This is a genomic window from Salinimonas profundi (assembly GCF_014750655.1).
In the GTDB taxonomy this organism is placed as follows: Bacteria; Pseudomonadota; Gammaproteobacteria; order Enterobacterales; family Alteromonadaceae; genus Alteromonas; species Alteromonas profundi_A.
This window is the reverse complement of sequence record NZ_JABBXD010000007.1, coordinates 137,858-157,825: the sequence shown is the minus strand read 5'-3', so window position 1 is coordinate 157,825 and position 19,968 is coordinate 137,858. Positions and strand designations below refer to the sequence as shown.

At 46.4% G+C, this 19,968-nt stretch carries 19 protein-coding genes; 14 read left to right on the top strand and 5 right to left on the bottom strand.

The features are described from left to right. Position 1: 1 nt before the first annotated feature. The 6 genes from HHX48_RS13035 (at position 2) to HHX48_RS13010 (ending at position 4,282) form a co-directional block, all read left to right on the top strand. Positions 2-652: a YjfK family protein gene (locus tag HHX48_RS13035; protein ID WP_191025802.1), complete on the top strand. Its 651-nt coding sequence runs from the start codon at positions 2-4 to the stop codon at positions 650-652. A gap of 10 nt (positions 653-662) precedes the next feature. Next, positions 663-1,079, top strand: coding sequence for a DUF350 domain-containing protein (locus tag HHX48_RS13030; protein WP_191025800.1), 417 nt, complete (start codon positions 663-665; stop codon positions 1,077-1,079). A 12-nt stretch (positions 1,080-1,091) separates the two neighbouring features. After that, complete coding sequence (locus HHX48_RS13025) at positions 1,092-1,709, top strand: DUF1190 family protein (protein ID WP_191025798.1); 618 nt, start codon at positions 1,092-1,094, stop codon at positions 1,707-1,709. A gap of 5 nt (positions 1,710-1,714) precedes the next feature. Next, positions 1,715-2,878: a glutathionylspermidine synthase family protein gene (locus tag HHX48_RS13020; protein WP_191025796.1), complete on the top strand. Its 1,164-nt coding sequence runs from the start codon at positions 1,715-1,717 to the stop codon at positions 2,876-2,878. Next, positions 2,875-3,435, top strand: a complete 561-nt coding sequence (locus HHX48_RS13015) for a rhomboid family intramembrane serine protease (protein ID WP_191025794.1) — start codon at positions 2,875-2,877, stop codon at positions 3,433-3,435. The genes HHX48_RS13020 and HHX48_RS13015 overlap by 4 nt, the downstream gene beginning before the upstream one ends. A 139-nt stretch (positions 3,436-3,574) precedes the next feature. Beyond that, positions 3,575-4,282: a VC0807 family protein gene (locus HHX48_RS13010; RefSeq protein ID WP_191025792.1), complete on the top strand. Its 708-nt coding sequence runs from the start codon at positions 3,575-3,577 to the stop codon at positions 4,280-4,282. A 141-nt stretch (positions 4,283-4,423) separates the two neighbouring features. On the opposite strand, the gene HHX48_RS13005 is transcribed toward HHX48_RS13010, so the two are convergent. Both HHX48_RS13005 and HHX48_RS13000 read right to left on the bottom strand, forming a co-directional pair. Then, entirely contained in the window at positions 4,424-5,854 is a 1,431-nt protein-coding gene (locus HHX48_RS13005; RefSeq protein WP_191025790.1) for an alkaline phosphatase, read from the bottom strand. A gap of 221 nt (positions 5,855-6,075) precedes the next feature. Continuing rightward, positions 6,076-6,273, bottom strand: a complete 198-nt coding sequence (locus tag HHX48_RS13000) for a hypothetical protein (protein WP_191025788.1) — start codon at positions 6,271-6,273, stop codon at positions 6,076-6,078. A gap of 279 nt (positions 6,274-6,552) precedes the next feature. Between HHX48_RS13000 and HHX48_RS12995 the strand changes: the two genes are divergently transcribed. The 4 genes from HHX48_RS12995 (at position 6,553) to HHX48_RS12980 (ending at position 12,698) form a co-directional block, all read left to right on the top strand. After that, entirely contained in the window at positions 6,553-8,148 is a 1,596-nt protein-coding gene (locus HHX48_RS12995; protein ID WP_191025787.1) for an isocitrate lyase, read from the top strand. Positions 8,149-8,317: 169 nt separating this feature from the next. Next, positions 8,318-9,274 (top strand): LysR family transcriptional regulator, encoded by a 957-nt coding sequence (locus HHX48_RS12990; RefSeq protein ID WP_191025785.1) that lies wholly within the window; start codon positions 8,318-8,320, stop codon positions 9,272-9,274. A gap of 80 nt (positions 9,275-9,354) precedes the next feature. Then, the gene (locus HHX48_RS12985) at positions 9,355-11,547 is read left to right on the top strand and encodes a malate synthase G (protein ID WP_191025783.1); all 2,193 of its coding nucleotides are present in this window, start codon (positions 9,355-9,357) and stop codon (positions 11,545-11,547) included. Positions 11,548-11,810: 263 nt separating this feature from the next. Continuing rightward, positions 11,811-12,698: a PEP-CTERM/exosortase system-associated acyltransferase gene (locus tag HHX48_RS12980; RefSeq protein WP_223858351.1), complete on the top strand. Its 888-nt coding sequence runs from the start codon at positions 11,811-11,813 to the stop codon at positions 12,696-12,698. Positions 12,699-12,888: 190 nt separating this feature from the next. On the opposite strand, the gene HHX48_RS12975 is transcribed toward HHX48_RS12980, so the two are convergent. From HHX48_RS12975 to HHX48_RS12965, 3 genes are all read right to left on the bottom strand, one after another. Beyond that, positions 12,889-13,905: an NAD-dependent epimerase gene (locus HHX48_RS12975; protein ID WP_191025781.1), complete on the bottom strand. Its 1,017-nt coding sequence runs from the start codon at positions 13,903-13,905 to the stop codon at positions 12,889-12,891. A 12-nt stretch (positions 13,906-13,917) separates the two neighbouring features. Continuing rightward, positions 13,918-15,192, bottom strand: coding sequence for a Vi polysaccharide biosynthesis UDP-N-acetylglucosamine C-6 dehydrogenase TviB (gene tviB / locus HHX48_RS12970; RefSeq protein ID WP_191025779.1), 1,275 nt, complete (start codon positions 15,190-15,192; stop codon positions 13,918-13,920). Positions 15,193-15,272: 80 nt separating this feature from the next. Further along, positions 15,273-16,043 carry a S1 family peptidase gene (locus HHX48_RS12965; RefSeq protein WP_191025777.1) on the bottom strand — a complete coding sequence of 257 codons (771 nt, stop codon included), beginning with the start codon at positions 16,041-16,043 and terminating at the stop codon, positions 15,273-15,275. 190 nt (positions 16,044-16,233) lie between these two features. On the opposite strand from HHX48_RS12965, the gene HHX48_RS12960 reads away from it, so the two are divergent. The 4 genes from HHX48_RS12960 to pepA (HHX48_RS12945) all read left to right on the top strand — a co-directional run bounded on the left by HHX48_RS12960 (position 16,234) and on the right by pepA (HHX48_RS12945) (position 19,947). Further along, on the top strand, positions 16,234-17,094 hold the full coding sequence (locus HHX48_RS12960; RefSeq protein WP_191025775.1) for a ThiF family adenylyltransferase: 861 nt from the start codon (positions 16,234-16,236) through the stop codon (positions 17,092-17,094). Positions 17,095-17,251: 157 nt separating this feature from the next. Then, the gene (gene pepA / locus HHX48_RS12955; protein ID WP_191025773.1) at positions 17,252-17,998 is read left to right on the top strand and encodes a flocculation-associated PEP-CTERM protein PepA; all 747 of its coding nucleotides are present in this window, start codon (positions 17,252-17,254) and stop codon (positions 17,996-17,998) included. Positions 17,999-18,221: 223 nt separating this feature from the next. After that, the gene (pepA, locus tag HHX48_RS12950) at positions 18,222-18,974 is read left to right on the top strand and encodes a flocculation-associated PEP-CTERM protein PepA (protein WP_191025771.1); all 753 of its coding nucleotides are present in this window, start codon (positions 18,222-18,224) and stop codon (positions 18,972-18,974) included. Positions 18,975-19,197: 223 nt separating this feature from the next. Further along, a complete protein-coding gene (gene pepA / locus HHX48_RS12945) occupies positions 19,198-19,947 on the top strand; it encodes a flocculation-associated PEP-CTERM protein PepA (protein WP_191025769.1) in 750 nt (249 codons plus the stop codon). The last annotated feature ends 21 nt before the right edge of the window (positions 19,948-19,968 follow it).

Below are 19,968 nucleotides of genomic sequence, written 5' to 3'. Positions count from 1 at the left end.
TATGTTCAGTAAGCTTTTTGGCCGTAAATCTGCCGCACCCGCCGCTCCCAAATCACCTGAAATCATGGGTTTATATCTGGGTGGTTCTTTTGAGCTTGATGCACTTAAACTGAAAGTACTTACGCCTGACTTAATAATCGAAACATGTGCCACGTCACAGCTTATACAGGCCGTTGGCCACGCCCAACTGGATTCAGGCGGGAATCTACTGCGGTTTTATACTGATGATGACGGTTTTTTACAGGTGGTGACCGATGGCGGCCTGACCGAAAACCATATTACCGATGTGAAATTGTGGCACTTCTACGATACCAAAACCATAGGCAATGATGCACAGTGGAATGAGTGTCTTAACTCGCTCATTTCACAGCCTACCTACGAGATTGAGGGTAAAACCTTCACCCGCGTATGGGATGCGGTTGGCGATAATTCTCCCCCGGTGGCTGTTACTGAAAAAACCTATGAAGAAGATGGTGATGTAAGTACCACCGATCAGTTTATGATGCTTTATGAACGCCCGCTTGATGATGAGCGTTTCGAGTCGCTTTTAGTGGTGGGCGAAGAAAAAATAATTAATAACAATAAAGATCGTTGCCTTGTGATAAGCACTGGCTTCGACGTATTACCAACCGATATTCAAATTAACGGCTAGAGGATTAAGCATGGATTCAATAATGGCATCACTGGCAGGACTGGATAATTTCGCCCTGTATTTTGTAATTTCGATCGTTTTTCTTTTTATTTTCAAATTCGTGTATGCATTCGTTACGCCCCATGATGAATGGAAGCTGGTAAAAGAAGAAAAAAATGTTGCCGCTGCAGTGGGCTTTGGTGGTGCGATTATCGGTTTTGCACTAGCCCTGTCAGGCGCCGCGGCGAACTCCTTATCAGTCATCGATTTTGCCATTTGGGGTATCGTCGCCATCATCGCACAGTCTCTGGCATTTGCCTTGCTGCGATTTACCTTCATGCCACGCATCGCCGAGCGAATTACCAATAACGAAGTGTCTGCCGGCGCTATACTGGCTGCTATGTCAGTAGCAGTGGGTTTGCTCAACGCCGCGTGTATGACGTATTAAGCGGGGGAAATTATGGCTACGCAAAAACGCACCAAACACATAAATCTCACCCGCATGCGCAAGTCACTGGCAGTCAAACCATTGGCAGTAGGTGTCGCGGGTATGTTTCTCAGTGCTTGTAGTGACAACCGGCAACCCGCTGATATTTATACATCGGTGGACGATTGTACCAGCGACAATCCGGATGCGGCGGACGAATGTCAGGCGGCTTATCAACAGGCCATAGATGAGGCGGCCCGCACCAGCCCAAAATTTTCATCCGTTGCGGATTGTGAATATGAGTTCGGGCCAAACCAGTGCCGGCAGATTGCCACCGACAATGGCAGTTTCTTCATGCCTTTCATGGCTGGTTTCATGGTCAGTCAGCTGATGTCACCACGATCCTATTACTCTCAGCCGTTATTTACCTCGTATTCGCCTTACTCACCGTTTCGTTCACGCTGGGTAACATCTGACGGTTACATTTTTGACGGGGATATCCGAAAACGCAAATACCGGGTCAAATCGTCCACTTTCAAACCCAAGCCAACCGTGTCGCGCACTATAAGCCGGGGCGGTTTCGGCAGTTCAGTCAGAGCGAAGTCATCGTGGGGTAGCAGCCGGTCTCGTTCCGGCGGCTGGGGCGGTTAACGCAATTGTTCCGCCGACCGATTACGCCCAGGCCTGACTGGCAACAGCAGGCCAAAGAATACGGTTTTCATTTTCACACAATGTATGGCCAGCCGTACTGGGATGAAACGGCTTACTACCAGTTTTCTTTGCAACAAATTGAAAACGATATAGAAGATCCCACCGCCGAATTGCATCAGATGTGTCTGGCGGCTACCGAACGAGTGGTCAACAGCGAAGCGCTTTTGACCCGCTTTGCCATTCCACGGGCATACTGGGATTTAGTGCATACCTCTTTTCATCAACGTGAACCGTCTTTGTATTCACGACTTGATTTGGTCTACGATGGCACAGGGCCAGCCAAGCTGTTGGAAAACAATGCCGATACGCCAACTTCATTGTACGAATCTGGCTTCTGGCAGTGGTTATGGCTTGAGCAAAACGTCAATAACGGGCAACTCCCCCGTCAGTCTGATCAATTCAACTCACTACAGGAAAAGCTGATTTTTCGGTTCGCCGATATCGCCCGACAAAAGCATATTCAACAAATGCATTTTGCCTGCTGTAAAGACACCGATGAAGATCGCGGCACAGTGCAATATCTTCAGGACTGCGCCAGCGAAGCGGGTCTTGCAGCAGATTTTGTGTATATCGAAGATATCGGACTGGCCGACACTGGCGTATTCACCGACTTGGATGATGCGCCAATCACGGATTGTTTCAAGCTCTATCCATGGGAATTCATGCTGGCCGATCCCTATGGAGAGGCACTGATTAATGCGGATGTCAGCTGGATCGAGCCCGCCTGGAAAGCGGTGATCTCAAACAAAGCAATTTTACCGCTGTTGTGGGAAATGTTCCCTCATCACCCCAACCTGCTGGAATCGTATTATGCAGATGCTCATCCATCTCTTCAGGGGCGTGAATGGGTTAAAAAGCCGCTGTTTTCCCGTGAAGGCGCCAATATTTCGCTTATTAACGGAGAGAATGAACGTACCTTATCTGATGGTCCATATGGTGAGGAAGGGTTTATTATTCAGGCTTTTCATCCACTTCCCCGCTTTGACCGTAACTACACGTTAATAGGAAGCTGGTTGGTAGATAATTTACCTGCTGGTATTTCAGTCCGAGAGGATTCGTCTTTAGTTACACAGGATTTGTCGCGGTATTTACCGCATATAATTTTATGAGCCAATTACCCAGATTACGTTCACAATTTCGCCTGATTGCTATAATCGGTGCCGCACTAATACTGATTGAGATTATCAATCTAATTACTCTTAACAGTTTAAATAGCCTGGGGATTATGCCCCGCTATCTGCCATCACTGTTGAATATCATTACAGCACCGTGGGTCCACCAAACCCCTGCCCACCTGATCGCCAACTTACTACCTTTACTGTTGTTCATATGGTTAACGCTACAGTGGGGAAACAAGACCTTTATCAAAGTGACGCTGACCGTCTTTCTTGTCGCCGGGCTGGGTGTCTGGTTATTTGGTCGCTCGGCTGTGCATCTGGGCGCAAGTGGTATTGTGTATGGCTATTTCGGGTTCTTACTATGGGCTGGTTTTAAGACCAAAAAGATCCCCTATATGATTATCTCCGTACTGGTGGCAATCCTCTATGGCGGATTGATCTTAGGTGTGCTGCCCGGTCGTGAATTTGTTTCTTATGAATATCATCTGTTCGGCTTTGCAGCCGGTTTGCTTGCCGCCTGGCGCTGGGGTGCAACCAGCACCGTGTGAGTCGTGTCTTATCACTGCTAACTTTAAGTTGAAGAAATTCAGTACCTTCACAAACTGATACACAAATTCTCTTTAACAGACGTTGGCAGTGACGACCAATTTCTTATAATGCAGTTAAGATAAGTGAAGTGAAGTATTCATGACCTCCACCAATCAAAGTAACCAGAAACAGAACCAGGGCTTTTTCGGTAACCTGGCATTCAACATTGTCATCCCCGTTGTGATTATGAGCTACACCAGCTCGGATGATTTGCTCGGGCCAGCCTGGAGCATTGTTGCTGCGCTGATTTTTCCCGTGGGTTATGGTTTCTGGGATTTGAAACAATCAGGAAAAGTTAACGGTTTTTCTATTCTGGGCATCATCAGTGTCCTGCTTACCGGCGGTATCAGTTTGTTGAAATTACCAGCTGAGTATATCGCTATCAAAGAGGCTGCCATTCCTGCACTTATCGGTATAGCAGTACTGATTACCCAATACACCAAGAAACCGCTGGTAAAAATGCTGATCCTCAACGACCAGATCATCAACTGGAATGCATTAAATGACGCGCTGGCGCGCAAAGGAAAAGAGCGTGAGTTTCGTCGTAAAGTCGCCAACAGTTCTTACATCGTGGCGGCGTCTTTCTTTGTTTCTTCTGCGCTGAATTATATTCTGGCCAAAGTTATCCTGGTGAGCGAACCTGGTACCACCGCGTACACAGAAGAATTGGGACGGATGACGGCGCTCAGTTACCCGGTTATTGTGATCCCCAGCATGATTCTACTGGTGACCGCCCTGTGGTACCTGTTCAGTCAGATTGGAAAAATTACCGGCGAAGATCTGGATAACTTTTTGAACCATCAGTAAATCTTTACTTTAGCACCCTGCCCGCTCTTAGCAAGATTCATAAGGGGTTAAAAACGTTAACCGCCGTTACGCACTTAAACACTATTACGGAAACAAAAAAAGGAGACATATATGTCTCCTTTTTTTGTTTATCGGTACCTGTTATTCACAATGAAAATCTTTTTCAAAATTACAGGTATCATCGGATGGCACCACAACAGGTTCATCACTGGTGGAAAGCTGTCGCGCCTTACCACTTACAAACGCTTTCATCCGTTTTGCGATATCCGTATTGTCCATTTGGCCAACAAATGCGTGGCTGCCTGCGCCAAATGAAAAGACTTCAACATCTACTCCGGTATGACCAGAGGTTGTCCATCCTGTGTTGCTTTTCATATCTAAAAACTTTTTCAGGCCTGCCTCACGTTGAACCACATCCTCATGCTCAAGCACCTTATTGAGAATCGTATGGTCTTCTTCTGTAAAGGCAAAGCCGAGTTGCTGACTGATATATGCCAGTGGCTGGTCCATATCCGGCATATTTTGCGCAATAGTATGCACAGATGACTTCATGTCTTTTAAAAATTCAGGAGACCAGCGGTAATCGCCATTCGCGCCTATGGTCAGGCCGCCAGTGCTGTGGTCCGCGGTTAAAACCACCAGCGTATCAGGATGGTCTTTGACGTAGTCTTTCAGGTAGCTGATGGTTGCAGCCAAATCATCCATCTCCGCCATGGCTGAGCCGATGTCATTTGCATGACCCGCCCAATCCACCTGGCTGGCTTCCACAAGAAGAAAAAATCCTTCCGGGTTTTCCAGGTGTTTTATTGCATGTTCGGTCAGATACGACAGACGATGCTCTCGGGTATCATCCAGTGCAGGAGGTAAACCTACAGGTGCAAATAATCCCAGAACGTCAGAGCCGGCCGGTAATGTTGCCAGCTTATTGTAGGTATCAACATACTGATAATCAGCATCAATAAATTCGGCAACCAGGTCGCGATCGTCTCTTTCAAAATACTGGGTACCACCACCGAGCATAACATCCGCCGTTATCTCGCCGTTGATACGATCATCGAAAAAACTGTCGGCAAGCGCATCATAATTCTTGCGACTCTCATTGTGCGCTATATAGGATGCAGGCGTCGCGTGGTTAATTTGTGAAGTAACCGCCACGCCAGTTCGCATCCCTTGCTTTTTCGCAAGCTGAAGTACTGACTCTACGTTAACCTTGTTATGATCAACGCCGATTGCACCGTTGTAAGATTTCTCGCCACTGGCCAATGCTGTGGCAGAGGCAGCTGAATCAGTCACATAACCGGACATATGATGCGGATAGGTAGAGGCATTACCGGTAAGAATATCGTCAAAAACGACCGTTTCGACGACGTCGGTTGTCGGGTCATCCATATAGTTGCGATATGCTGTTGTATAGGCCGGGCCCATCCCGTCAGCAACAACCATAATAACATTTTTTGGTGTATCTGCTTGCTGCATGGTGTGCTTAGCATCATTAGCGGGGTTCGCTGACGACATACAACCAGACAACACAGCGGCGCTTATCAGCGATAAAATGGATACTTTTTTAAGCATGCTCGCGTTCCGTATTTGAGAATTCCGTAACAAAAGATAATGTAGAGTGTAAATCAGCCTCTGTTCAGTCACAAAAGGTATTCCACAACTGACGCATTTTAAACGATTAAACTCTGCCGGCTAAGCAACATGCGATCTCCTGATGTTGTTATATTCATCACTTTTTACTCACGAGAAAATTCGTCAGCTTGCACGTGCACCTCATAGCGGCATTGTGCTTTTTACAGCAAAAAGGTTTCAGTCTTATTGCAATAGGTGGTCGTTGAGGTTTGGGCAATAAAACGAAGGTCAGTAATAATGCTGCGTATCTGCACCCTACTATTCATCTGCGTGATGATGATCAGAAAGTTTGCTTTAGCTAAATAATCAAAACCAAGTCTCACTTGCCCCGTAATATTTCTGGCAAATCCGTCTTTCACTGTTCGCCAGCCTGGCGTCTGCTTTACACAGTTAACGCCAAGACTTGTTATTGCGCAATAGCTTTATTGGCGGTCAACCACTATGGTCTACCCTCGCCCCCAAGCCCGTCAAAAAGTCATAAGCTACCCCACCATACAATTCACACCATGAATGGCGATAATGCAAATTATATATTTACGTTATCTTAAAATTCACCCTAGGATGAAATGGACCTTACAAAATTTGTTGCCCTACATCGGCCAGCAAGAACAAAACAGATAACATAATGGAGAACGAGCATGTCGCAATATCAACAAGACATCGACGCGATCGCAACGTTGAAATCTACCCAACAAGGTAAGTGGGATAGCATCAGCCCTGAATATGCAGCCAGAATGAAAGCACAAAATCGTTTCAAAACGGGTTTGGACATCGCTCGCTATACGGCAGCAATTATGCGTCAGGATATGGCCGATTACGATGCTGACAGCGCGCAGTACACACAGTCACTGGGTTGCTGGCACGGCTTCGTGGGCCAGCAGAAAATGCTCTCCATTAAAAAGCACTACGGCAATACTAACAAACGTTATCTTTACCTGTCTGGCTGGATGGTAGCAGCACTTCGTTCAGAGTTCGGCCCGCTGCCAGACCAGTCTATGCACGAAAAAACTTCCGTACCTGCTTTGATTGAGGAACTTTATACCTTTTTACGTCAGGCCGATGCACAGGAGCTGGGTAAACTATTTAAACAGCTTGATGCAGCGAAAGACAGTGGGCAGGACACATCTGCCATCCAGTCACAGATTGATAATTTTGAATCACATGTTGTGCCCATTATTGCGGACATAGACGCCGGATTCGGTAACGAGGAAGCAACATACCTGCTGGCCAAGAAAATGATTGAAGCAGGGGCGTGCTGCATCCAGATAGAGAACCAGGTATCAGATGCCAAGCAGTGTGGCCATCAGGATGGTAAAGTAACGGTTCCTCATGAAGATTTTCTGGCTAAAATCAATGCGGTTCGCTATGCCTTCCTTGAATTAGGTGTGGACGACGGTGTTATTGTTGCACGTACAGATTCACTGGGTGCTGGCCTGACCCAGAAAATTCCGGTATCACAACAGCCCGGTGATCTTGCCTCTCAATATAATGCATACCTTGATACGACCGAGGTAAATGACGCTGGCGACCTGAATGAGGGTGATCTGGTTATTAAACAGGACGGCAAACTGGTCAAACCGGTCCGCCTGCCTAATGGCTTATTTAAATTCAAGCCCGATACAGGCGTAGATCGAGTAGTACTTGACTGTATTACCTCATTGCAAAACGGTGCCGACTTACTGTGGATTGAAACTGAAAAACCTCATGTTGGACAGATTGCCGATATGGTTAACCAGATTCGTGATGTCGTACCTGATGCAAAGCTGGTTTACAACAACTCACCTTCCTTTAACTGGACACTGAACTTCCGTCAGCAAATTTTCGACCAGTGGAAGTCAGAAGGCAAAGACTTATCGGCTTATCAGCGTGACAGCCTGATGTCATCTGAATATGATGATTCAGAACTGGCTGCTGAAGCAGACCAGAAAATTCAGAGCTTCCAGCGAGATGCGGCACGTGAGGCGGGTATATTCCACCACCTGATCACATTGCCTACCTACCATACCACAGCATTGTCTACCGACAATCTGGCCAAGGGTTACTTTGGTGAAGAAGGTATGCTGGCTTATGTTCGCGGCGTACAGCGTAAAGAAATTCGCGAAGGCCTGGCGTGCGTTAAGCATCAGGCGATGGCAGGCTCGGATTTGGGTGATACCCATAAAGAGTATTTTTCTGGTGAAGCCGCGCTCAAAGCGTCAGGCAAAGATAACACCATGAATCAGTTTGATGTGTAAATCCTTTTAACAGGGCGCCACGCCCTCCCCTTCCCAACACTGGCTCCTTCGGGAGCCTTTTTTATTTGCTTATGCTATTTCCAAGCATAAGACTAAATGACTATCTGACTTCTGTGCAGCTTGCCTTTATAATCATTCATTACGTTTTTTGTCACAGGGCATTAAAAGAATGAATATAGCCAAAGTGGATTTGAATCTTCTGGTTTATCTGGATGTGCTGTTGCGGGAAGGCTCAGTGACTAAAGCCGCTAATCAGCTTAGCATCACCCAGCCGGCGATGAGCAATGGTCTAAAGCGCTTACGCGATTTATTTAAAGATCCGCTCCTGGTCAGAACCAGTGATGGCATGACGCCAACAAAGCGCGCGCTGGAACTGCAGCCAGTCATAAGGGATGTTCTGAGCAGACTGGAAAGCTCGATTCAGCCGGAGACCGATTTTGAGCCTGCCACCAGTCGGCGCACATTCAGGATCATGACCAGTGACTACGCCGAAAGTACCCTGCTACTGGGGCTGTTAAACGAACTGGCCGTGCAGGCGCCCAATATTACGCTGGATCTTATTACTCCTTCCGATGTGACGTTTCACGATGTTGAACAGGGTAAGGTGGATATGGCGATAAACCGCTTTGAGGAACTGCCTTTATCTTTCCATCAGAAAGTTATCTGGTATGACACTTTCAGCTGTGTCATGAGTGCACAGCACCCGTTAGTTGATAACTGGGATTTGCAGGGGTATCTGAATGCCCGCCATGTCTGGGTGAGTAAAACGGGTTTTGGTGTGGGTGTGGGCATCGATCCCAACGAGGTTCAGAAACTGGGCTGGGTAGATGCGGAATTAGTGAAGCTGGGTAAGCACCGGGATATCAGAGTATTTACCCGCCATTATCACGCGGCACTGCAAATCGCCAAAACGCAGCATTTAATCGCCACGCTCCCAACTAAAGCGGCCAGGTTGTTTAGTGACGATCCCACTGTTGTGCTCAAAGCGCCGCCGTTTGATATCCCCCCCATCGCGCTGAAGATGGCCTGGAGCGCGCTGTTACATCACGATGCCGGACATATCTGGTTACGTCGCCTTATTGGCGATGTTGCCCAGCGAATGAATGAAGGCGAGACATTCAGCTAATTTATGACAAAGATACAAATCATAAATTAAAAATAAGGTGGCAGGCCCTCTACACTGGTATAAAAACTAAGGAGAGAAAAATGGCTGATAACACTAATCAGAGCTACGTCGCTAAGGGCCGCCTTCATATCGCCTCTACCCTACACACGTTTATTAACGAACAGGCGTTACCGGGCACCGGTATTCAGCCCGCTCATTTCTGGCAATCTTTTGAATCGATTCTGACCGACTTAACTGCGCAAAATATTGCATTGCTGGGAAAGCGTGAATCACTGCAACAACAAATAGATGACTATCATCGTGCGGGTAAGTCTGTCAGCGACGAGTCATACCAGGCTTTTTTACGAGATATTGGCTACCTGGTGAATCCGCCGCAGGAAGTGACCGTTACTGTTGATCGAGTGGATGATGAAGTTGCAACCATGGCTGGTCCCCAGCTGGTAGTGCCTATCAATAATGCACGCTACGCATTAAATGCTGCCAATGCGCGTTGGGGCAGCCTGTATGATGCATTTTACGGTACCGATGTGATTGAACAGGACGGCGAACTGGCGCCGGGCAGTTCATACAACGAAACGCGTGGCGCCGCTGTCGTTCAAAAGGCAAAAGCGTGGCTGGATACGGTTATTCCCCTTCAGACGGGCTCACACCACGATGCAATAAGCTACTGGATAAAGGGCGATAAGCTGACTGTTAAATTTTCTGACGGCAGTGAAACAGAGCTTAAAACGCCCCAATTACTGGCAGGGTACCGCGGGAGTGCCCAGACACCCGAGGCATTGCTCTTCATTCATAACCAACTGCATTTCGAACTCCAGATTGACAGAGACCATCCGGTTGGCAAAACCGATAAGGCTGGCGTCAGCGATATTCTGATGGAGGCGGCGTTAAGCACCATCATGGATTGTGAAGATTCGGTAGCAGCGGTTGACGCTGAAGATAAAACTGTGGTTTACAAAAACTGGCTGGGCCTGATGAAAGGCACACTGTCTGTCGAGGTGTCGAAAAACGGGCAGTCATCCGTACGGAGATTAAATCAGGACAGACGATATCTTCGCGCCGGAGACAACTCATCGTTTACGCTGCCTGGCAGAAGCCTGATGTTTGTACGTAACGTCGGTCACTTAATGCAAAATGATGCCATTCTGGTGGACGGCGAGCCGGTATTTGAAGGGTTGATGGATGCCATGGTTACCGCGCTAATCGGCATTCATGATTTAAAAGAAAATGGCGAATACCGTAATTCAAGGAAAGGCAGTATTTACATCGTCAAACCTAAAATGCACGGGCCGGATGAAGTGGCATTTTCTGATACCTTATTCAGACGTGTCGAACAGGCCCTGGGCCTGACTGAAAATACATTGAAAATGGGTATCATGGATGAGGAGCGTCGCACCAGCGTTAACCTCAAGGCGTGTATCGCCAGAGCACAGCACCGGGTAGTATTTATCAATACCGGCTTTTTGGATCGAACCGGTGATGAAATTCATACCTCAATGCTGGCCGGCGCCTTTGCGCCTAAAGCGGAATTGAAAGAACGACCCTGGATTGGAGCGTATGAGAAAGCCAATGTGGTCACCGGTCTTGAGTGCGGTCTGGCGGGCAAAGCGCAGATTGGTAAAGGTATGTGGCCCATACCGGATAATATGGCAGCGATGATGAAAGCAAAAATCGGCCATCCTCAAGCGGGCGCATCCACAGCCTGGGTTCCCTCACCCACTGCGGCCACTCTGCATGCTTTACATTATCATCAGGTGGATGTGTTCGACGTCCAAAAATCCTTGCAAAACAGTTCGTTTGATGGACTGTCAGATATTTTAACAATTCCTTTAATGGCGCAAGATTGCACATTATCCGACTCGCAAATTCAACGCGAGCTGGACAACAATGTGCAGGGTATTCTTGGTTATGTGGTGCGCTGGGTTCATCAGGGCATTGGCTGCTCCAAAGTGCCGGATATTGATAATGTCGGCTTGATGGAGGATCGCGCCACATTAAGAATATCGTCTCAACACATTGCGAATTGGCTGGAACATGGGGTCGTCTCTAAAACGCAGGTCGAGGACACACTGGCGCGAATGGCTGCACTGGTTGATGAACAAAATGCCGGTGATGATGCTTATATTCCGATGACCCCAGACCTGCATAACTCCATCGGTTACCAGGCTGCCTGCGACCTTATTTTTGAGGGCACGCGCCAGCCAAGTGGCTACACCGAACCACTGTTGCATCAGCGTCGTCGTGAAATGAAGGCGAAGCTGGCCCAAGCCTGATGTATTAAGTATGTCCAAACTACAGGTGATGTAAGTTTGAAAAAGCCGCCTTAACCTGGCGGCTTTCTAATTGTCTCGCGCTTTTGAGTAAAATTCACCGACAAATCTTTAAGGTATTATCAGCTATACTTGTAGCGAAGATAATAAATCAAATTCTGCTTGGAAAATGTGCAAACTGATGCAACACTTATCGACAAGCTCCATATAGTACGTACTAGTCTGCCATCCGGTAGATATGGCGTGAGATGAGAAGTAGTAGCATTATGGCCAACAGACCAGCATTCATGGGAAGCCTTTCCCGTAAAGTTAACGGCACTAAATTAGGCAAACTGATTAAGGGCTATAAGCAGCTTCGTGAAGCTAATTATATTTCTTCTCACTTTGGCACCTATCTGACGCCTATCATGGCCAGAGATCACGAAATGCGTAATGCTGCGTTTCAGATTCGGCACAATGTGTATTGTGAAGAACTGAAATTTGAGCCTGTCGCGCCTGACGGGCTGGAAGTTGATGAGTTTGATCAATTCTCCCGCCATTGTCTTATCCGGCATTTAAATAGCGGTAGTCTTGCCGGTACCGTTCGCACCGTTCGTCCGTTGCAGGACCATGAGTTGCTGCCCATTGAGAAATATTGCTTATCCTCTATTACCCGGCACGATCTCAACCCGCAGAACTTTGACCGTAAAGAAGTGTGTGAAATCTCCAGACTTGCAGTACCCGCGCAGTTCAGGCGGCGTCAGATGGACCGATTTGCGGGCGCAGCGACGGGTGTTATTAACCAATCCGCCTATTCCGAAACAGAATTACGCTGCTTCCCATTCATCGCTATCGGATTGTATTTTGCCGCGGCTGCGACAGCCATTGAGGGTGATATCCGCCATGCCTTTGTCATGATGGAGCCAAGATTAGCCCGCAGTATGAGTTTTGTCGGTATCCGGTTTGAGCAAATCGGACCTGTTATCGATTATCACGGTAAGCGTGCCCCGTATTACATCAATAAAGAGCTCTTGATGGATAATTTGAAGCCTGGCTTCAAATCAATGCTCAATACCATTCGTGGCAGTATTCGTGAACAGCTTCCAGAGGTCGAAACATTCTATCGCAACGAGGTTGCGCCTAACGCGAAGGCACTGCAACGCCACGCATACTGACGTAAGAGATGCACGCTGTTAAAAAGCCTGACACATTTTATTCCTTATAAAACAGCCTTTTATTTTTTGAGCCAAAACGAAACGCTGTCATCACAAAAAGACAGCTTGTGTAATCTGCTTTTCTTATAGAAATAAAAAAAAGGGGCGTATTTCACGCCCCTTTTTATCGCATGTATTAATCAGCTAAATATCAGACTTTGTAATAGTCCCGATACCACTCTACAAAGTTATTTACACCTGTTTCAATGGTGGTAGTAGGTCTGTAACCAGTATCTTTTACCAGCGCTTCAACATCAGCAAAGGTATCCGGTACATCGCCCGGTTGTAGTGGCAGTAACTCTTTCTCAGCCTTCTTACCCAGCGCATTTTCCAGCGTCTCGATATACGTTAGCAGGTGTACTGGTGTTTGTGCACCAATGTTATACACTTTCCACGGCACCTTGCTGGAACCTGGATTTGGCTTTTCACCTGTCCACTGCGGATCAACCTGTGCAGTGTTATCCAGAGTAGCGATAATGCCTTCTACAATATCGTCGATATAGGTAAAGTCACGGCGATGATTACCGTGGTTAAATACCTTTATAGGCTCATCTTCCAATATTGCCTTGGTAAACAGGAACAGCGCCATATCCGGGCGGCCCCAAGGGCCATATACCGTGAAAAAGCGTAAACCCGTAGTCGGCAGGTTATACAGATTGCTGTATGTATGCGCCATCAGTTCATTGGCTTTTTTACTGGCAGCGTACAGCGACATTGGGTGATCGACATTATCTTCCACCGCAAACGGCATACTCTCGTTCGCCCCATAGACTGAACTGGAAGATGCATAGACCAGATGCTTGATTTCGTTATGGCGGCAACCTTCAAGAATGTTCATGAAGCCGACAATATTGGAATCGATATAGGCATGCGGATTTTCGATAGAATACCGAACGCCGGCTTGTGCAGCCAGATGAACAACTTTATCAAACTTCTCTTTGGCAAAGAGCGCTTCCATGCCTTCACGATCTTCAACCGACATCTTTACAAAACGGAAGTTATCGGCACTGGGTAGCGCATTAATGCGTTCAAGACGCGCATCTTTTAATGTGGGATCGTAATAATCATTAAGATTATCCAAACCGACGACCTCATCGCCCCGCTCAAGCAGGTACATGGATACGTGTGAACCTATGAACCCCGCCGCTCCGGTAACAAGCACTTTCATTTTAAGCGTTCCTTATAAGCGTATATCAACGCCTGTTTTATCAAACATATATTTTAAATCAAAAATCACGCTTTCGTCTTTACAGAAACTACGCAATTCTTCCGCTGACCAGGCTTTGAACTGGTTATGCGCCACCGCACCGATGATAGCATCATATTTGCCTTTTTCGGGTGAGTCAGTCAGCTCCAGGCCGTACTCATGCAAAACCTCTTCCGGGTCTGCCCATGGGTCGTAGATGTCCAGATTAACGTTGTATTCACGCAATTCTGTTGCGATATCAACGACTTTAGTGTTACGGATATCCGGACAGTTTTCTTTAAAGGTGATACCCAGAAGCAACACATTTCCGCCATTTACCATTATTTGCTTTTTAAGCATGGTTTTAACCAGACGGGAAACGACATACTCTCCCATCTTGTCATTGATGCGGCGTCCTGCCAGTATCACATCCGGATGGTGGCCCAGCTCCTCTGCCTTATGAGTAAGGTAGTAAGGGTCGACACCAATACAGTGTCCGCCAACCAGGCCAGGGCGAAATGGCAAAAAGTTCCACTTACTGCCTGCCGCTTCCAAAACTTCTTCCGTATCAATACCCGCTCTGGCAAAAATCATTGCCAGTTCGTTTATCAGGGCGATATTCAAATCGCGCTGTGTGTTTTCAATCACTTTTGCCGCCTCAGCGACTTTGATTGAGGAGGCGCGGTGAGTCCCCGCGGTGATAATTTCGCGATACAGGGCGTCAACTTTATCGGCAATCTCCGGCGTGCTGCCTGAGGTGACTTTTACGATGGATTCCAGGCGATGTTGTTTGTCACCCGGGTTGATGCGCTCCGGGCTATAACCGGCGAAGAAGTCCTTGTTAAAAGTAAGCCCGGATTTCTTTTCGATAATCGGAATACAGTATTCTTCTGTTGCGCCCGGATATACCGTTGATTCATAAATAACAACCGTGTTGGCTGTAATGACCTCGCCAATCATTTCACTGGCTTTGTGCAGTGGCGTCATATCAGGTTGTTTATTGCTATCGATGGGCGTAGGAACCGTAACAATAATCACATCACACCCGGACAGCGCAGACTTGTCATCAGTGAAGCTAAGAGAAGAAGCAGCCTTTAATTCTTCTTCGGTCACTTCCAGCGTGTGATCTTTATTTTCCTGAAGTTCTTTTACCCGCTGAGAGTTGATATCAAAGCCAACGGTGGTGCGATATCGCCCGAATGCTACAGCCAAAGGTAAACCTACATAGCCCAGACCGATAACGGCGATTTTATTAAATTCTACTGACATACACTTACAACGCTCATTTTTTAATGATGTTTGCACATTTTATTTTGCAAGGAAACGACTATCTTGCCTACGGGCAAGCTCTACTGCAACGGAATGTTATGCTTGCGAGCCAGCGCAATAATGTAGCTGGCCGGTATAGCATAAGTAATTCCACTGGGACGGATAATTGCCGACTCTTTGGTTTCTTTTACAAATACTTTATTTACTACAGCGAACACGTCTTTTGTGTCGGCGCGATACACCGGGCTACCACTGTTGCCGGGATAAGCAACAACGTCCAGCTGATATACCATAAAAGGATTACGCAAACGTTGCAGGAATTGTTCAGATATCTGTGAGGTGTTTTTCGCCGCGATGATATTGGGTGTGTATGCGGCGACGATGCCTTTATGGGTAGCCGGATATAGGCCTAGCACCCCGCCAATGGGAAACCCTGTTACGGCAATATCGGTACCATCGCTAACAGGCTCGGCCTCATTATAAAGTGGTAGTGCAGGTAACGCGGTGGGAATTTCGAGGATCGCCAGATCATGCTCTTCATCCCTGAAAATGTTTTCAACCGGTAAAATCTGGCCTTTTTTTCCATGCCCGGCAAACACGGTGCGCTGATATTTTACATCGTCAGGTACCTGCATATCGATAACATGCGTATTGGTGACCACGTACTTACCGTTGCCAATGACAAAACCGGTTCCCTTTAACTGGTGACTTACTGTGGCCAGTGGCGCAACAAGCCCTACACCCACTACCGATGGCTTAATCTGTTTAACCGTATCAGCAAGCGTTGCAGCCAGTGCTGAATGACAGAGGCCCATCAGCAATAAAACCACTGCAAATTTCCCTGCGACCATCTTTACCACCCTTTATTGTTAAATCCTTTTGCCGGACCGCATTTTAAATTGCCCGTGTGTATAATAGTATGCATCAATAATAAAAAGTAAGCACTATCATGCTGACATCAGTGTTTAAAACACTCGCCTTCTTTTGTGTCAGCAACATACTTATCTTGGCATTAACGCGAATAGTAAGAGAGATTTAGCAGTGTTTGATTACGATACCGCATTTTCCAGAAATATCGGCTGGGTTACTCAACAGGAACAGTCACAGTTACGCCAGAAACGAGTCGCGATTGCCGGATGCGGTGGTGTGGGCAGTATGCATGCCCTCACTTTGGCGCGTTTGGGTATTGGCAACGTGAACTTATCGGACTTTGATGAATACGATGTCCATAACTTCAATCGTCAGGCTGGCGCGTTTATGTCTACGGTGGGAAAAAACAAAATGCATGTCATGCATGACATGCTTAAAGATATTAACCCGGAAATGGACATTCGCGATTTTGGCGACGGCGTGAATGCCGACAACGTGGATGACTTTCTTAACGATGTCGACCTATATATAGATAGCCTCGATTTTTTTGCATTGGATGCCCGCAAGCTGGTTTTCCAGAAATGTTATGATAAAAATATTCCGGTGGTCACGGCCGCTCCCTTGGGGATGGGCTGTGCCCTGCTCTGCTTTATGCCCGGCAAGATGACCTTTGAGGAATATTTTCGCTTTGAGGATAAGCAGGACACGGAAAGCCAGCTTATTCAGTTTCTGATTGGCCTTTCTCCGGCCATGCTGCAGCGAAATTATCTGGTGGATGAAACCGCGGTTAGTTTTAAAGAACGGCGGGGCCCTTCTACGGGAATGGCGGTAAACCTGTGTGCTGGTATGGCAGAAACTTATGCCCTTAAAATATTGCTTAACCGGGGCGAGGTATTATGTGCCCCTTATGGCCTACACTTCGATGCTTACCGCAATAAACTTACCCGCACCTGGTGCCCGAAAGGAAACCGCGGCCCGATTCAGCGGCTTAAATTTAAGATTGCGGCAAAAATAGTAACAAATAATGAGTGATTTTCTGTCAATAACTTTTACACATCCTTTTTTATGAGATGGCGAAAAACAACAATCTCCTTAAAAATCAATAATTTGCAAAGTTGGCATCACAAGTGCATTACTTCTAGCGTGGATTACTCAGCCACTTTTAAATTGGAATATGGAGATTGGAAACATGAAAATTAAAACTTTAGTAAAATCATTGGCACTAACTGCTGGTATCGCGGCTTCTTTCTCAAGCCACGCTGACTTCCTGGACTTCCAGGTTGACGAAACTCCTTACGGTGGTGAAGTAATCACTGCTGATAAGCTGAATGGCGGTTATAAAGAAATCATCGATTTTGATGGTAACGGCAACTTCACTGCTACAGCGTTTGCAAACATGAACCAACTGTTCAGCAACGAAGGTGGTGACAACCTTGGCGCTGCTTCAATGATCGGTTCTAACTATAGCCTGTATGCAACATTCTCTGCATCTGGTTCAGTAATGACTCCGGGCGTTGACGGTTCAATTTCTTCACTGTCTGCTGACCAGGGTTCATTCCAGCTGTTCATCGATCCAAATCGTGACACTACAGCTGCTGATGCTGACCTGAGCCTGTCTAACACTGCAGATGACATGATGTTAGGTGAGAGCGTGAACATTGGCCGTAACGTAGGTCTACTGTATGGATTCGGCGGTGTGTTCGATTTCATGTTCAGTGACTTTGAACTGACTGCAGAAGGCGATTCATACTTTGTATCACCTACTCCATTCTACATGTACGTTAACGTAGATGGTGACTTTGATACTTTCCCTCTGGAAGGTCAACAACGTGTAACAGGTGATGTAAGTGCGGTATTCGTACCAGAACCTTCTACACTGGCTGTTCTTGGTCTTGGCCTGTTAGGTCTTGGCGCAACTAGCCGTCGTAAATCTTAATATCGGTTTACACCAAATTTGAAAAAGGCGACCTTTAGGTCGCCTTTTTTGTTGCATGAAAATTAACCAGGAAACTGTCAGCTTTATTTACACCTCTCTCTATTTGCAGTTTCCTTTATACACCATTTCTGATTTAAATCATGCAGATAACGATCTGGCATCATAACTGCAATTCTCTTGTCCGTGGACTACTCAACCACTTATTTGGAATATGGAGATGGTTATGAAAATTAAAAACTTGGTAAAATCTTTAGCGTTAACTACGGGTATCGTAGCTTCTTTTTCTTCTCACGCTGACTTCCTGGATTTCGAGATCGATGAAACTCCATATGGTGGTGAAGTAATCAAAGCTGATAAATTAAACGGCGGTTACAAAGAAATCATCGATTTTGATGGTAACGGTAACTTTACTGCATCAGCGTTTGCTAACATGAACCAGCTTTTCGCCAACGAAGGTGGTGACAACCTGGGTGCTGCATCAATGATTGGCGCGAACTACAGCCTTTATGCAACTTTTAATGCATCAGGTACGGTGACCACGCCAGGCATCAACGGCTCAATCTCTTCACTGTCTGCTGATCAAGGTTCATTTCAACTGTATATCGATCCAAATCGTGATACCACTGCAGCAGATGCTGACCTGAGCCTGTCTGGTACTGCTGATGATATGCTGTTGGGTGAAAGCCTGACCATTGGTGACAATGTTGGTCTGTTATACGGCTTCGGTGGCGTGTTTGATTTCATGTTTGAAGATTTCCAAATGACAGAAGCGGGTGATTCATACTTTGTATCGCCAATGCCTTTCTACATGATGGTTAACGTTGACGGCGATTTCGATACTTTCCCTCTGGAAGGTGAACAACGCTTGACGGGTGACGTGAGTGCAGTATTTGCAGTTCCAGAACCTTCAACACTGGCTGTTCTTGGTCTTGGCCTGTTGGGTCTTGGCGCAACAAGCCGTCGTAAAGCTAAATAATAGTTTACCAGTATCTGAAAAAGCGACCATATGGTCGCTTTTTTTGTGTTCTAAAAATAAAAGCAATACTGTCGGGTTATTTTACAAAGACTAATACTTTATTATTAAATATTTCAATATTAGCTTTAACTATCAGTCACTTATAAAATTGGCACCATACCTGCTACGTCGAGGCAGATGAAATTCGTAGTTTTGTAATTGGAATACACTGATGGAAGTAACAATGAAAATTAAAAACCTGGTAAAAACCTTAGCGCTAACTGCGGGTATCGCAGCATCATTCTCTGGTCAAGCTGCTTATCTTGATTTCAAAATTGATGAAACCCCTTACGGTGGCGAAGTCATTACTGCTGATAAAATAAATGGCGGCTATAAAGAAATCATTTCTTTTGATGCTGAAGGTAACTTCACAGCAACTGCTTTTGCATCTTTAAATCAGCTTTTTGCAAACGAAGGTGGCGATGACCTTTTATCAGGCTCTCAAATTGGCTCCAACTATAGCTTGTACGCGACATTTTCAGCCCAGGGTGGTCTGGCCGATCCTACAGAAGATGGTGCCTTTGGTGCCCTGTCAGCTGACCAAGGTTCATTCCAGCTATATATTGACCCTAACCGCGATACAAGAGCGCTAGAAGGAGATTTCAGCCGCATCAATACTTCAGACGATTTACTACTTGGTGGTAGTGAAAGCATCGGCAGAAACATCGTTAACTTCTTCTCATTTGGTGGTCTGTTTGATTTCATGTTTTATGACTTCGAATTGAACGAAAATGGTCAAAACTTCTTTGTTTCACCAATGCCTTTTTTCACGTTCGTAAATGTTGATGGGGACGTTGACAGATTCACGTTTGAAGGCACACAACGAGTTACTGGTGATGTAAGTGCGATCTTCGTACCAGAACCTTCTACACTAGCTGTTTTAGGCCTTGGCCTGCTAGGTTTGGGCGCATCAAGCCGTCGTAAAGCTAAGTAATCATCTTACTAAAACTTTTAA

Coding starts and splice junctions, on each gene's coding strand:
- HHX48_RS13035 (WP_191025802.1), top strand. CDS start 2: ATGTTCAGTAAGCTTTTTGGCCGTAAATCTGCCGCACCCGCCGCTCCC.
- HHX48_RS13030 (WP_191025800.1), top strand. CDS start 663: ATGGATTCAATAATGGCATCACTGGCAGGACTGGATAATTTCGCCCTG.
- HHX48_RS13025 (WP_191025798.1), top strand. CDS start 1,092: ATGGCTACGCAAAAACGCACCAAACACATAAATCTCACCCGCATGCGC.
- HHX48_RS13015 (WP_191025794.1), top strand. CDS start 2,875: ATGAGCCAATTACCCAGATTACGTTCACAATTTCGCCTGATTGCTATA.
- HHX48_RS13010 (WP_191025792.1), top strand. CDS start 3,575: ATGACCTCCACCAATCAAAGTAACCAGAAACAGAACCAGGGCTTTTTC.
- HHX48_RS13005 (WP_191025790.1), bottom strand. CDS start 5,854: ATGCTTAAAAAAGTATCCATTTTATCGCTGATAAGCGCCGCTGTGTTG.
- HHX48_RS12995 (WP_191025787.1), top strand. CDS start 6,553: ATGTCGCAATATCAACAAGACATCGACGCGATCGCAACGTTGAAATCT.
- HHX48_RS12990 (WP_191025785.1), top strand. CDS start 8,318: ATGAATATAGCCAAAGTGGATTTGAATCTTCTGGTTTATCTGGATGTG.
- HHX48_RS12985 (WP_191025783.1), top strand. CDS start 9,355: ATGGCTGATAACACTAATCAGAGCTACGTCGCTAAGGGCCGCCTTCAT.
- HHX48_RS12980 (WP_223858351.1), top strand. CDS start 11,811: ATGGCCAACAGACCAGCATTCATGGGAAGCCTTTCCCGTAAAGTTAAC.
- HHX48_RS12975 (WP_191025781.1), bottom strand. CDS start 13,905: ATGAAAGTGCTTGTTACCGGAGCGGCGGGGTTCATAGGTTCACACGTA.
- tviB (WP_191025779.1), bottom strand. CDS start 15,192: ATGTCAGTAGAATTTAATAAAATCGCCGTTATCGGTCTGGGCTATGTA.
- HHX48_RS12965 (WP_191025777.1), bottom strand. CDS start 16,043: ATGGTCGCAGGGAAATTTGCAGTGGTTTTATTGCTGATGGGCCTCTGT.
- pepA (WP_191025773.1), top strand. CDS start 17,252: ATGAAAATTAAAACTTTAGTAAAATCATTGGCACTAACTGCTGGTATC.
- pepA (WP_191025771.1), top strand. CDS start 18,222: ATGAAAATTAAAAACTTGGTAAAATCTTTAGCGTTAACTACGGGTATC.
- pepA (WP_191025769.1), top strand. CDS start 19,198: ATGAAAATTAAAAACCTGGTAAAAACCTTAGCGCTAACTGCGGGTATC.